Annotated in this window: 11 protein-coding genes; 9 read left to right on the forward strand and 2 right to left on the reverse strand. The window is 69.8% G+C overall.

Translation table 11 applies throughout. The features are described from left to right. The first annotated feature begins 19 nt into the window (after positions 1-19). From J7E86_RS07415 to pssA, 8 genes are all read left to right on the forward strand, one after another. Positions 20-859, forward strand: a complete 840-nt coding sequence (locus tag J7E86_RS07415; protein WP_215080705.1) for a TetR family transcriptional regulator — start codon at positions 20-22, stop codon at positions 857-859. A 438-nt stretch (positions 860-1,297) separates the two neighbouring features. Then, on the forward strand, positions 1,298-2,635 hold the full coding sequence (gene ccrA / locus J7E86_RS07420) for a crotonyl-CoA carboxylase/reductase (protein WP_215080706.1): 1,338 nt from the start codon (positions 1,298-1,300) through the stop codon (positions 2,633-2,635). Between the two features lie 13 nt (positions 2,636-2,648). Then, entirely contained in the window at positions 2,649-4,661 is a 2,013-nt protein-coding gene (locus J7E86_RS07425; RefSeq protein ID WP_215080707.1) for a protein meaA, read from the forward strand. Then, the gene (locus J7E86_RS07430; protein ID WP_215080708.1) at positions 4,658-5,620 is read left to right on the forward strand and encodes a CoA ester lyase; all 963 of its coding nucleotides are present in this window, start codon (positions 4,658-4,660) and stop codon (positions 5,618-5,620) included. Before J7E86_RS07425 ends, J7E86_RS07430 begins: the two co-directional genes overlap by 4 nt. Positions 5,621-5,625: 5 nt before the next feature. Then, positions 5,626-6,138 carry a MaoC family dehydratase gene (locus J7E86_RS07435; RefSeq protein WP_215080745.1) on the forward strand — a complete coding sequence of 171 codons (513 nt, stop codon included), beginning with the start codon at positions 5,626-5,628 and terminating at the stop codon, positions 6,136-6,138. A gap of 1 nt (position 6,139) precedes the next feature. Next, positions 6,140-7,351: an acyl-CoA dehydrogenase family protein gene (locus tag J7E86_RS07440; protein WP_215080709.1), complete on the forward strand. Its 1,212-nt coding sequence runs from the start codon at positions 6,140-6,142 to the stop codon at positions 7,349-7,351. A 170-nt stretch (positions 7,352-7,521) separates the two neighbouring features. Continuing rightward, entirely contained in the window at positions 7,522-8,178 is a 657-nt protein-coding gene (locus J7E86_RS07445) for a phosphatidylserine decarboxylase (protein WP_215080710.1), read from the forward strand. Next, positions 8,165-9,019 (forward strand): CDP-diacylglycerol--serine O-phosphatidyltransferase, encoded by an 855-nt coding sequence (pssA, locus tag J7E86_RS07450; protein ID WP_215080711.1) that lies wholly within the window; start codon positions 8,165-8,167, stop codon positions 9,017-9,019. The genes J7E86_RS07445 and pssA overlap by 14 nt, the downstream gene beginning before the upstream one ends. A gap of 308 nt (positions 9,020-9,327) precedes the next feature. Here pssA and J7E86_RS07455 read toward each other — a convergent pair whose 3' ends face one another. Then, positions 9,328-10,479, reverse strand: a complete 1,152-nt coding sequence (locus tag J7E86_RS07455) for a glycerate kinase (protein ID WP_215080712.1) — start codon at positions 10,477-10,479, stop codon at positions 9,328-9,330. A gap of 147 nt (positions 10,480-10,626) precedes the next feature. On the opposite strand from J7E86_RS07455, the gene J7E86_RS07460 reads away from it, so the two are divergent. Next, positions 10,627-12,348, forward strand: coding sequence for a BCCT family transporter (locus J7E86_RS07460; protein WP_215080713.1), 1,722 nt, complete (start codon positions 10,627-10,629; stop codon positions 12,346-12,348). Between the two features lie 285 nt (positions 12,349-12,633). Here the strand turns inward: J7E86_RS07460 and J7E86_RS07465 are convergent, their stop codons facing one another. Continuing rightward, positions 12,634-13,416, reverse strand: coding sequence for an oxidoreductase (locus J7E86_RS07465; protein ID WP_215080714.1), 783 nt, complete (start codon positions 13,414-13,416; stop codon positions 12,634-12,636). Positions 13,417-13,473: the final 57 nt, after the last annotated feature.

Here is a 13,473-nt window from a genome sequence, read left to right on the forward strand (position 1 = left end):
CGCGTGTTACGTTCCCCACATGTCCCAGCCCGCCAAGGCCGCCCGCTCCACGCGCGGGGCCGTCGAAGAACCCCGGGAGCCGCACGCCGGCACCGAGAGCGCCGGCAGCCGCCGCGCCGCCGCTCAACGGCTCACCATGCGCCGCAAACTCGCCGCGGCCGCGATGGAGCTGTTCGCGACGAAGGGCTACGAGGCGACGACCGTCGACGAGATCGCGGCCGCGGCCGGCGTCGCCCGCCGGACCTTCTTCCGCCACTTCCGCTCCAAGGAAGAGGCCATCTTCCCCGACCACGACGACACCCTCGTCCGGGCGGCGGGCGTCCTCGACGCCGCCCCGGCCCACGAGAACCCGCTCGACACCGTCTGCCGGGGGATCAAGGAGGTCATGCGGATGTACGCGGCCTCCCCCGCCGTCTCCGTGGAGCGCTACCGCCTGACCCGTGAGGTGCCCGCGCTCCGCGAGCGGGAGATCGCCTCGGTCGCCCGCTACGAGCGGCTGTTCACCCGCTACCTCCTGGGCCACTTCGACGAGACCGCCCACCACGTCGGCGATGACGACCCCCTGCTCGCCGAGGTCGCCGCCTCCGCCGTCGTCACCGCGCACAACCACGTGCTGCGGCGCTGGCTGCGCGGCGGCGGCGTGGGCGACGTGGAGACCCAGCTCGACCACGCCTTCTCCATCGTGCGCGAGACGTTCGGCACGGGCATCGGCGCCGGCCGGCCCGCCCAGGAGGCGGCCGCCGACGCCCCGGCCGCCACGGCGCGGGCCGAGGGCGAGGTGCTGGTCACGGTGGCCCGTACGGACGCGCCGCTCGGCGAGGTCATGCGGGCCATCGAGAAGGCGCTCAAGAAGGGCTGAACCCCATCGGGCCTCAAATCCCCCTATAGCTCACCATTTCAGGCAATGGCCGCCCCACCGGGGCGGCCATTGTGCGTCACCTGCCGACTACGTGTTGCTCATACGTGCCATCGAGATGACATCTGAGAGAAATTGTTGGCACCCAGTGTCTTGTCGCGTGGCACGCGGTGCCATACCTTGTGGGTGTCCGGGCGGCCGGCGCGCAGACACAACCGTCGTGCGCCGGCTGTCCCCACCAAGTGCCGAACAGGTACGCCGTGCGCCCGGACCCGCCTGCGTCACAGGCTCCTCGGGGGGCACCACCCGGCGACAGCCGGGAGAACCACCCGCGCCCGGCCGGACCCCTCAGCACGACCCGCCGAACCGACGGCACCGCCTCTGCACCACCCCGACGTTCCCTCAAGCCGTTCCCCGACGCGCTTCGCCGGAGGCAATACCGTGAACCACATACTCGACGCGATCCTGGCGTCAGACAGCACCACCGAGGACTTCGCCGCCCTCGCCGTCCCCGAGTCCTACCGCGCGGTGACCGTGCACAAGGACGAGGCCGCGATGTTCGAGGGCCTCACCACGCGGGAGAAGGATCCGCGGAAGTCGCTCCACATCGAAGAGGTGCCGGTCCCCGAACTGGGGCCCGGCGAGGCACTGGTGGCCGTGATGGCCAGCTCGGTGAACTACAACTCCGTCTGGACCTCGATCTTCGAGCCCGTCTCCACCTTCGCCTTCCTGGAGCGCTACGGGCGCACCTCCCCGCTGGGCAAGCGCCACGACCTGCCGTACCACGTCATCGGCTCGGACCTCGCGGGCGTGGTCCTGCGCACCGGACCCGGCGTCAACGCCTGGAAGCCGGGCGACGAGGTGGTCGCGCACTGCCTGTCGGTGGAGCTGGAGAGCGCCGAAGGACACAACGACACCATGCTCGACCCCGAGCAGCGCATCTGGGGCTTCGAGACCAACTTCGGCGGCCTGGCCGAGATCGCGCTGGTGAAGTCCAACCAGCTGATGCCCAAGCCCAAGCACTTGAGCTGGGAGGAGGCCGCGGCGCCGGGGCTGGTCAACTCCACCGCGTACCGCCAGCTGGTCTCCCGCAACGGCGCCGGCATGAAGCAGGGCGACAACGTGCTGATCTGGGGCGCGAGCGGCGGACTCGGCTCGTACGCCACCCAGTTCGCCCTGGCCGGCGGCGCCACCCCGATCTGTGTGGTCTCCAGCGACCAGAAGGCCGAGATCTGCCGGCGGATGGGCGCCGAGGCGATCATCGACCGCAACGCCGAGGGCTACAAGTTCTGGAAGGACGAGCACACCCAGGACCCGAGGGAATGGAAGCGCCTGGGCAAGCGCATCCGCGAGTTCACCGGCGGCGAGGACGTGGACATCGTCTTCGAGCACCCCGGCCGCGAGACCTTCGGCGCCTCGGTCTACGTCACCCGCAAGGGCGGCACCATCGTCACCTGCGCCTCCACCTCCGGCTACAAGCACGAATACGACAACCGCTACCTGTGGATGTCGCTGAAGAAGATCATCGGCTCCCACTTCGCCAACTACCGTGAGGCATGGGAGGCCAACCGCCTGATCGCCAAGGGGAAGATCCACCCGACGCTGTCGAAGACCTACACCCTCGAGGAAACCGGTCAGGCCGCCTACGACGTCCACCGCAACCTCCACCAGGGCAAGGTCGGCGTCCTCGCGCTCGCGCCCGAGGAGGGCATGGGTGTCACCGACCACGAAATGCGCGCCCGCCACATCGACGCGATCAACCGATTCCGGAACGTCTGAGAGACGTGTACACATGACCGATCGTCACAAGGATCGTCCGTGGCTCATGCGGACCTACGCCGGTCACTCCACGGCCGAGGCGTCCAATGAGCTCTACCGCCGCAACCTCGCCAAGGGGCAGACCGGCCTCTCGGTCGCGTTCGACCTGCCGACGCAGACCGGCTACGACTCCGACCACATCCTCGCCCGCGGCGAGGTGGGCCGGGTCGGGGTCCCGGTGGCCCATCTCGGTGACATGCGGCGGCTGTTCCAGGACATCCCGCTGGAACAGATGAACACCTCCATGACCATCAACGCCACGGCCATGTGGCTGCTGGCGATGTACCAGGTGGTCGCGGAGGAACAGGGCGCCGACATCACCAGGCTGTCGGGGACGACCCAGAACGACATCGTCAAGGAGTACCTCTCCCGGGGCACGCACGTCTTCCCGCCCGGGCCGTCCCTCCGGCTGACGACCGACATGATCACGTACACGGTGAACCACATCCCGAAGTGGAACCCGATCAACATCTGCAGCTACCACCTGCAGGAAGCGGGCGCCACGCCGGTCCAGGAGATCTCCTACGCGATGTCCACCGCGATCGCCGTGCTCGACGCGGTGTTCGCGTCGGGCCAGATCGCGGAGGACCGCAAGGGCGAGGTCGTCGCCCGCATCTCGTTCTTCGTGAACGCGGGTGTCCGGTTCGTCGAGGAGATGTGCAAGATGCGCGCCTTCGGGCGCATCTGGGACCAGGTCACGCGGGAGCGCTACGGCATCGAGGACCCCAAGCAGCGCCGCTTCCGCTACGGCGTCCAGGTCAACTCCCTGGGTCTGACCGAGGCGCAGCCGGAGAACAACGTCCAGCGCATCGTCCTGGAGATGCTGGCCGTCACCCTCTCCAAGGACGCGCGCGCCCGCGCCGTGCAGCTGCCGGCCTGGAACGAGGCGCTGGGCCTGCCCCGCCCCTGGGACCAGCAGTGGTCGCTGCGCATCCAGCAGGTCCTCGCCCTCGAGAGCGACCTGCTGGAGTACGAGGACATCTTCGCCGGCTCGCACGTCATCGAGGCGAAGGTGACGGAGCTGGTCACCGAGTGCCTCGCCGAGATGGAGCGCATCGAGCGGATGGGCGGCGCGATGGCGGCCGTCGAGTCCGGCTACCTGAAGTCCCAGCTCGTCTCCTCGCACGCCGAGCGGCGGGCCCGGATCGAGGCCGGCGAGGAGAAGATCGTCGGCGTCAACTGCCACGTGTCCACCGAGCCCAACCCGCTCACCGCCGATCTCGACACCGCGATCATGACGGTCGACCCGGCGAACGAGGCCCGCGTCGTGGCGTCCCTGCACCGCTGGCGCGACGACCGCGACGAGGGCCGCGCGCAGGAGTCGCTGTCGGCGCTGAAGAAGGCGGCGGCGGGCATCGAGAACCTCATGCCCGCCACCGTGGAGTGCGTACGCGCCGGCGTGACGACCGGCGAGTGGGCCTGGGCGCTGCGGGACGTCTTCGGCGAGTTCCGCGCCCCCACGGGCGTGAGCAGCGCCCCGGTGGCCGTCACCGCGGAGGCGGGCACCCCGCTCGCCGCCGTCCGCACCAAGGTCGCCCGTACCGCCGAGGAGCTGGGCAGCGGCAAGCTGCGCCTGCTGGTCGGCAAGCCCGGCCTGGACGGGCACTCCAACGGCGCCGAGCAGATCGCCGTACGGGCCCGCGACGCCGGCTTCGAGGTGGTCTACCAGGGCATCCGGCTCACCCCGGAGCAGATCGTCTCGGCGGCCGTCGCGGAGGACGTGCACTGCGTCGGCCTGTCGATCCTCTCGGGTTCGCACGCCGAGCTGGTGCCGGACGTGCTGACCCGGCTGCGGAGCACGGGGGCGGACGAGGTCCCGGTCATCGTCGGTGGCATCATCCCGTCCGCGGACGCCGTCGCCCTGCGGGCGGCGGGTGTCGCGGCCGTTTTCACACCCAAGGACTTCGGTATCACGGAGATCATCGGCCGTATCGTCGACGAGATCCGGAAAGCGAACCACCTCGACCCTCTGGAGGTCCCCGCATGACCACGCCCAACCGTCTGCGGCCGCGCCGCTCCTGCCTCGCCGTCCCCGGCAGCAACCCGCGGTTCCTGGAGAAGGCGCAGGGCCTGGCGGCCGACCAGGTCTTCCTCGACCTGGAGGACGCCTGCGCGCCGCTCGCCAAGGAGGGGGCCCGGCACACCATCGTCGACGCGCTCAACAACGGCGACTGGACGGGCAAGACCAGGGTCGTACGGGTCAACGACTGGACGACGCACTGGACGTACCGCGACGTCGTCACGGTCGTGGAGGGCGCCGGCCCGAACCTCGACTGCATCATGCTGCCGAAGGTGCAGGACGCCCAGCAGATCGTCGCCCTGGACCTGCTGCTGACGCAGATCGAGAAGACCATGGGCTTCGAGGTCGGGCTCATCGGCATCGAGGCGCAGATCGAGAACGCCAAGGGCCTGATCAACGTCGACGACATCGCCGCCGCGTCGCCGCGTGTCGAGACGATCATCTTCGGCCCGGCCGACTTCATGGCCTCCATCAACATGAAGTCCCTCGTCGTCGGCCACCAGCCCCCCGGCTATGGCGCGGACGCCTATCACTACATCCTGATGCGCATTTTGATGGCGGCCCGCGCCAACGATCTCCAGGCGATCGACGGTCCTTACCTTCAGATTCGTAACTCCGAGGGCTACCGCGAGGTGGCCGGCCGCGCCGCCGCGCTGGGCTTCGACGGCAAGTGGGTGCTGCACCCGGACCAGGTGGAGCTGGCGAACGAGATCTTCTCGCCGTCGCAGGAGGACTACGACCACGCCGAGCTGATCCTGGACGCGTACGAGTACTGCACCTCCGAGGCGGGCGGCAAGAAGGGCTCGGCCATGCTCGGCGACGAGATGATCGACGAGGCCAGCCGGAAGATGGCACTGGTCGTCTCCGGCAAGGGCCGCGCGGCGGGCATGACCCGTACGTCCAAGTTCGAAGTTCCGGAGGCATGAGCACGATGCAGTTCGGCCGCACCTATGAAGAGTTCACCGTCGGCGATGTCTACAAGCACTGGCCCGGCAAGACGGTCACCGAATACGACGACCACCTCTTCTGTCTGCTCACGATGAATCACCATCCGCTGCACATGGACAGCAACTACGCGGAGAAGACGACCGATTTCGGCGAGAACGTCGTGGTCGGCAATTACATCTACTCGCTGCTGCTGGGCATGTCCGTCCCCGATGTCTCGGGCAAGGCGATCGCCAATCTGGAGGTGGAGTCGCTGAAGCACATCGCGCCGACCTTCCACGGCGACACCCTCTACGGCGAGACGACCGTGCTGGACAAGACGCCCTCGAAGTCCAAGAACGACCGCGGCATCGTGTATGTCGAGACCAAGGGCTACAAGCAGGACGGAACCGTCGTCTGTGTCTTCCGGCGCAAGGTGATGGTGCCCACCGCCACGTACATCGAGGAGCGCGGCGGAGAGCAGCCCGGCCGCCCCGAGCCGATCACCCGGGAGAAGTGAGATGCGACGCCTCGCGCAGACCGACGGTCTGACGGACATCCAGCGGGAAATCCTCGCCACGGTCCGTGAATTCGTCGACAAAGAGATCATCCCGGTCGCGACCGAGCTGGAGCACCGCGACGAGTACCCGACCCGGATAGTCGAGGGCCTCAAGGAACTCGGCCTCTTCGGGCTGATGATCCCGGAGGAGTACGGCGGCCTGGGTGAGTCGCTTCTCACATACGCACTGTGCGTCGAGGAGATCGCGCGCGGCTGGATGAGTGTGTCGGGAATCATCAATACGCACTTCATCGTCGCCTACATGCTCAAGCAGCACGGCACGCAGGAGCAGCGGGAGCACTTCCTGCCCCGGATGGCCACCGGTGAGGTGCGGGGCGCGTTCTCGATGTCCGAGCCGGGCCTGGGCTCGGATGTGTCGGCCATCACATCGAAGGGCGTACTGGACGGCGACTCCGGTGACTACGTGCTCAACGGCCAGAAGATGTGGCTGACGAACGGCGGCTCCTCCACGCTCGTGGCCGTGCTCTGCCGGACGGACGAGGGTCATCCGGCGGGCACCGCGCCGCACAAGTCGATGACCACCTTCCTCGTCGAGAAGGAACCGGGATTCGGGCAGGTCAAGCCGGGTCTGACCATTCCCGGAAAGATCGACAAAATGGGCTACAAGGGTGTCGACACCACCGAATTGATCATGGATGGCCTGCGGGTGCCGGCGAACCGGGTGCTCGGCGGGACCACCGGCCGGGGTTTTTACCAAATGATGGACGGCGTGGAGGTCGGCCGCGTCAATGTCGCCGCGCGTGGTTGCGGCGTCGCTCAGCGCGCCTTCGAGCTGGGTGTTTCCTACGCCCAGCAGCGGCAGACCTTCGGAAAACCCATCGCGCAACACCAGGCCATTCAATTCAAACTGGCCGAAATGGGGACAAAGGTCGAAGCGGCGCATGCGATGATGGTGAACGCGGCACGCAAGAAGGACTCGGGACAGCGCAATGACCTCGAGGCCGGAATGGCCAAGTACCTCGCGTCGGAGTACTGCAAGGAAGTGGTCGAGGACGCGTTCCGCATCCATGGCGGCTACGGCTTCTCCAAGGAGTACGAGATCGAGCGCCTCTACCGGGAGGCTCCGATGCTGCTCATCGGCGAAGGCACGGCCGAGATCCAGAAAATGATCATTGGGCGGCGGCTACTGGAGGAGTACCGACTCCAGGGCTGATTGTCCCAATTAGGGGTTGTTTGACCGAGAAGAAGATCACACCCAGTCATCGAACTTCGGTCATCGACTGGCCCTGGCGCTTGGCCAGTTGCCACCCGCAACCGATAGCATCCCCGGAAAGCCGCCGTCCCCCAATCGTTACGCGGCACCCTCCGCTACGAAGGTCACCCATGCCCCACAGCTCTTCCTCTGCACCACGCGACAGCCTTGCTGGCGTACGCCTCGCGCGCGGAGCATCGCCGTGGCTCCTCCCGACCGTCGCCACGGCGGCGGTCAGTCTCAGCCGCGCCCGGCGCTCCGGTCGCTGGGCGGCGCTGGCCGTGCCCACCACCGCGCTCGCGGCGGGCATGCTGTGGTTTTTCCGCGACCCCGATCGCGAGATCACCCAGGGTCGGGTCATCTCCCCGGCCGACGGCGTGGTGCAGAGCATCATGCCGTGGAAGGACGGGCGCACCCGCGTCGCGATCTTCATGAGCCCGCTGAACGTCCACGTCAACCGCGCGCCGCTGGCCGGCACGGTGACGTCCGTGGAGCACATCCCCGGCGGGTTCGTCCCGGCGTTCAACAAGGAGAGCGAGAACAACGAGCGCGTCCACTGGCACTTCGACACCGAGCTCGGCGACATCGAGATGGTGCAGATCGCCGGTGCCGTCGCCCGTCGGATCGTCCCGTACGTGCCGCAGGGCACGAAGGTGGAGCAGGGCGAGCGGATCGGCCTGATCCGCTTCGGTTCGCGCGTCGACGTCTACCTCCCGGCCGGGATCGAGGTCGCGGTCGAGGTCGGCCAGCCCACCATGGCGGGGGTGACACGCCTTGACCGTGATTGATCAGGACACACAGGCTTCCTGGGTGCCCGAGGCCGAGGCGGCTGAGGACGAGGTCGACATGCCGCTGTCCACGCGGCTGTCGATAGCGGACACGCTCACTCTCGGTAACGCCATCTGTGGCTTCATGGCGGTGTACTTCACCACCACCGGTGTCCTCATCCCGCATCTGACGGGCAACGAGGACGGCGGCATGGCCCGCCACAGCGCCGCCACCGCGGTGATACTGATGCTCCTCGCGTCGGTGTTCGACCTCTTCGACGGGCTCGTGGCACGGAAGCTGCGCAGCTCGGCGATGGGCGCGGAACTGGACAATCTGTCGGACCTGATCAGCTTCGGCCTGGCCCCCGCGTATTTCGTGGTGGTCTGGGGCATGGTCGCCGACGACGCGCACCAGCGCGTCTCGGCGGTCGCGGCCGTCGTGGTGCTGCTGGCGGTCGTCCTGCGTCTGGCGCGCTTCTCGTGCGTCCAGCTGCGGGACGGGATCTTCCAGGGAATGCCGAGCCCCTTCGGGGCACTGACGGTCGTCTCGATCGTGCTGCTGGAGCTGCCCTTCGTCCCGACGCTGCTGGCGATCGTGGGCGTGGCGTGGCTGATGGTGAGCCGGGTCGAGTACCCCAAGCCGCGGGGACGCCTCGCGGTGGCGATGCTGAGCTGGATCGTGCTGAGCATGGGCCTGCTGGCGGCCTGGGCCTTCGACGCCCCCGGCGGCGAGCTCCTCCTCCAGACGGGCTGCGCGCTCCAGGTCGTCCTGGGCGCGGTGATCCCGCTCTTCGCGACGGCCCGCCGCGTGAACACGTTCCGCGACAACCGCCGCGAAGCGCGGGCGGCGCAGTTGCCTTAGCGGCGACGGCACGGGCTTTTCCTCCGAGTGGGGTGCCCCGAATCCTTGTGATTCGGGGCACCCCGTTTGGCGTTTGGGGGGGGCGGCCGCGCCGCCTGCGGGCCGTGTCGTCCGCACCACCGCTGCGCGGCGGTGTCCTCAAACGCCGGACGGGCTTGATTGGGCTGAGCCCAGTGGTGTCCTCAAACACAGACGGCTTGATGTCCGCCGGGCTCAGCCAAAACCAGCCCGTCCGGCGTTTGAGGACGCGCCCGCAGGGCGCTCGCCGCCGCAGACGGCAAGGGCGGGCCCGAGAACGTCCCTGCCGCTTACCGCAGGTAATCCGTCGCGACACACTCCGCCAGCCGCTCCAGGAGCGGCCCCGCTTCGGACACGCAGCGTGACAGGTCCGATTCGAGGTCGGTCAAGGCGTAGGCGCGCTGGATGCCGGCGGCCCGCAGGGCCGTAGGGGGCAGGGAGACCCGGCCGCAGACCGCCAGGACCGGCACGCCGCGCGCCCGCGCCGCCGCCGCCACCCCGGCGGGAGCCTTGCCGTGGAGGGTCTGGGTGTCCAGGGAGCCCTCGCCCGTGATCACCAGGTCCGTGCGGGACAGGGCCGCGTCAAAACCCAGGACCTCCAGCATCACCTCGATGCCGGGCCGGAAGACCGCCCGTAGCCCGACGAGGGCGCCGTAGCCGATGCCGCCCGCCGCGCCCGCGCCCGGCGCCCGCGCGTACTCGGCGGCGCGCGGGCCGGCCGCGTGCTCCAGGACGCGGGCGTAGTGCGTGAGGGCCGCGTCCAGCGCGGCCACGTCGGCCGGTGTGGCGCCCTTCTGCGGCCCGTACACGGCGGCGGCGCCCTTCGGACCCGTCAGCGGGTTGTCGACGTCACTGGCGAGGATCACACGGGTGCGGGCGAGCCGTTCGTCCAGCCCCGACAGGTCCGCGTGCGCGAGCTCCGCCAGCGGCCCGCCGCCGGGTGCCACGGGGCGCCCGGCGGCGTCCGTGAAGCGCGCGCCCAGCGCACCGAGCATCCCCGCCCCGCCGTCCGTGGTCGCACTTCCGCCGACGCCGAGGACGACCGTGCGGGCGCCCGCGTCGAGCGCGGCCCGCACCAGTTCCCCGGTGCCGTACGTCGTGGCCGTCAGCGGCGCCCGGCGGGCCGCCCGCCGCAGCCCGGACGCCTCGGCCATCTCCACCACCGCCGTGCCGTCGCCGCGCAGCGCGTACGCCGCGGTGACCGGCTCTCCCAGCGGCCCGGTCACCCGGGCCTCGCGGCGTTCGAACCCGGCCGCCACGGCGGCGTCCACCGTGCCGTCGCCGCCGTCGGCGACCGGCAGGGCGGCCACCTCCAGGCCGGGCACGGCCCGCCGCAGCCCGGCCGTGAAGTGCTCGGCGACCTCCACGGCCGTCAGCGAGCCCTTGAACTTGTCCGCGGCGACCAGCACCCGCGCGGCCTTCGCCCTCGCAGCGTCTGCCATCTCGCACATCCCCTTGCTTCCGTGCCGTGCTCTCGCACAGGCGGTCGCGCCGCAGCGACCCTACCCGGACGTATGCGCGGTTACCCCTGGCCGCGAACGGCGTGCCAGCCCACGCAATCAGGTCAATTCCGTCCATAGTGGGGCGGCATGAGCACCGACGCGTACGAGCCGGCCGGCCCGACCGGTCCGTCCAGCCCCGCCGCCGCGTCCGGGGACGAACCACCGGACCTGGTCCTGGTCGCGATCGGCGGCGCCGCCGTCCTGGCGGTCGTGGCGTGGGCGGCGCTCGGTAAGTACTCCTTCGACCGGGTGTCCTCGACGGCCCTGAACTGGGTGCTCTCCAATTTCGCCTGGCTGTTCGTCATCGCCGCCGATGTCTTCCTCGGCCTGTGCGTGGTCATCGCCGTCAGCCGCTTCGGCGCCATCCGGCTCGGCCGGGACGACGACCGTCCGGAGTTCGGCAACCTGGCGTGGATCGCGATGATGTTCAGCGCCGGCATGGGCATCGGCCTGATGTTCTACGGCGTCGGCGAACCGCTCCAGCACTTCGTCTCGCCGCCACCGGGCAGCGGGGTCACCGCCAACTCCCCCGGGGCGGCCCGTACGGCACTGGAGTACTCCTTCTTCCACTGGACCCTGCACCCGTGGGCGATCTACGGCATGTCCGGTCTCGCCCTCGCCTACGCCGGCTTCCGCAAGGGCCGCGGCAACCGGCTCAGCTCGGCGTTCGTACCGCTGCTCGGCGAGGCGCGGGCGGGCGGCTGGCCCGGCCGGGTCATCGACCTGCTGGCGGTCTTCGCGACGGTCTTCGGCACCGCCACCAGCCTCGGCCTCGGCGCCCTCCAGGTGTCGAAGGGCCTGAACCTCACCACCGGCGTCGAGGACTCCACCACCCTGGAGCTGATCATCATCGGCTCGCTGTCGGCGGCGTTCGTGCTGTCGGCGTTCTCCGGCCTGCACAAGGGCGTGAAGTGGCTGAGCACGCTCAACATCGTGCTGGCCGCGTGCCTGATGCTCTTCGTCTTCGTCCTCGGCCCGACGGTCTTCGTCCTCAACACCATCCCGGCGGCCGCCGGCGGCTACCTGCACGACCTGGTGCCGCTCGCGACGCGCACCGGCGCGTTCACGGACCCGCAGTGGCTCGGCGCGTGGACCATCTTCTACTGGGCGTGGTGGCTGTCGTGGGCCCCCTTCGTGGGCACGTTCATCGCCCGCATCTCGCACGGCCGGACGATCCGGGAGTTCCTCATCGGCGTGCTGCTGGTGCCGAGCGGCGCGACGGTGGTGTGGTTCTGCGTCATGGGCGGCAGCGCGCTGCGCCTGGACATGTCGGGCGCCGCCGACATGGCGGGGACGGTGCGGGAGGGCGCGGAGGCGTCGCTGTTCGCGCTGCTGGACACGCTGCCGCTGGAGACGCTGTCGTCGTGGATCGCGATGGCGCTGGTGATGACGTACTTCATCACCAGCGCCGACTCCGCGTCCCTCGTGATGGGCTCGCTCTCCAGCCGCGGCGCCCTGCACCCGCGCACCTGGCTGGTGGTGACGTGGGGGGTGCTGATGGCGGCGGTGGCGGCGGTGCTGCTGGTGGCCGGCGGGCTCAAGTCCCTCCAGTCCGCGACGATCCTGGTCGCCCTGCCGTTCGTCCTGGTGATGCTGGCCCTGTGCTGGGCGCTGCTGAAGGAGCTGCGCGAGGACCCGGGCGCGGGCCCGGCCCGTCACCACGCGATGCACGGCCTGCGGGACGCGCTGCGCACGATGGTCGGCGACGCGATGACGGAGCAGGGGCCGGTCCGCCACCCCCGCCTGCGGCGGATCGTGGAGAGCGCCCGCGACCGCGACGACACCGGCCCGGACGGGCCCCGGGACTGAGCCCGCGGCCACGACGGCGACGACCGGGCCGCGCCGGCCGCTGCCCTGGGCGGTGTCCGGCGGATCCTCGGCTGCGGGCTGTTTTTGCCGCCTGCAGCGACGGGCGCCCTGGCGGGCGCGTCCTCAAACCTCGGACGGGCTGATCGGAGAGCTGGGCTCAGCCGAAACAAGCCCGTTGGGGGCACCTCCCAGCGGTAGCTGGGGGAGATTGAGGACACCACCGCGCAGCGGTGGTGCGCACGACACAGCCCGCAGCGCCCGCTCACATGATCCGCCGGACACGGCCTAAACCGTCTTCACGGTGCCGCCGTCGATGATGTGGTCCGCGCCGGTGATGTTGCCCGCCACGTCGGAGAGGAGGAAGACGATCAGCGCGGCCACCTCGTCGGGCTCCGTGATGCGCCCGCTGGCCATGCCGAACAGCTCGGGCACCCGGCCGAGGAACTCCTCGTGCCCCACCCCGGCGGCAGCGGCCACCTCACTGCCGAAGCCGCCCGGGGCCTCCCAGATCGCGGTGCGGACGACGCCCGGCGAGACGGTGTTGACCCGGCATCCCCGGGGGCCGAACTCCTCGGACAGGGACTTGCCGAGCGCGCTGAGCGCGGCCTTCGCCACGCTGTAGGCCACGGGGCCGGCCGCGGGCAGCCGGGAATTGATCGAGGAGACGTTGACGACCGATCCGCGCCGTTCGACCACGCTCGGCAGCGCGGCCCGGCTGGTCCGTACGGCGCTGAGGAAGTTGAGGTCGAAGGTGGACCGCCACTGCTCGTCATCGTGGGCGAGGAACCCACCGAGCTCGAAGGTGTCACCACCGCCGACGTTGTTGACGAGCAGGTCCAGGCCGCCCAGCTCCTCCAGGGCCCGCTCGACGAGGGTGTCCGCGCCCTGCGGGGTGCTGAGGTCCACCGCGACGGTGACGGCCCCGGTCTCCGTCAGCTCCGGCGTGATCGTACGGGCGGCGCCGACCACCTGTACGCCCTCGGCGACGAGGCGGCGGACGGTGGCGAGGCCGATACCGCGGCTGGCGCCGGTGACGAGGGCGGTCTTGCCGGTGAGGTGGAGGTCCATGGGAGTTCCTTTTTTCTTGACCTGTAGGTACAAAAAATGGTTAAGGGTGAACCCGCC

This window comes from Streptomyces sp. ISL-11 (assembly GCF_018614525.1).
Lineage (GTDB): Bacteria > Actinomycetota > Actinomycetes > Streptomycetales > Streptomycetaceae > Streptomyces.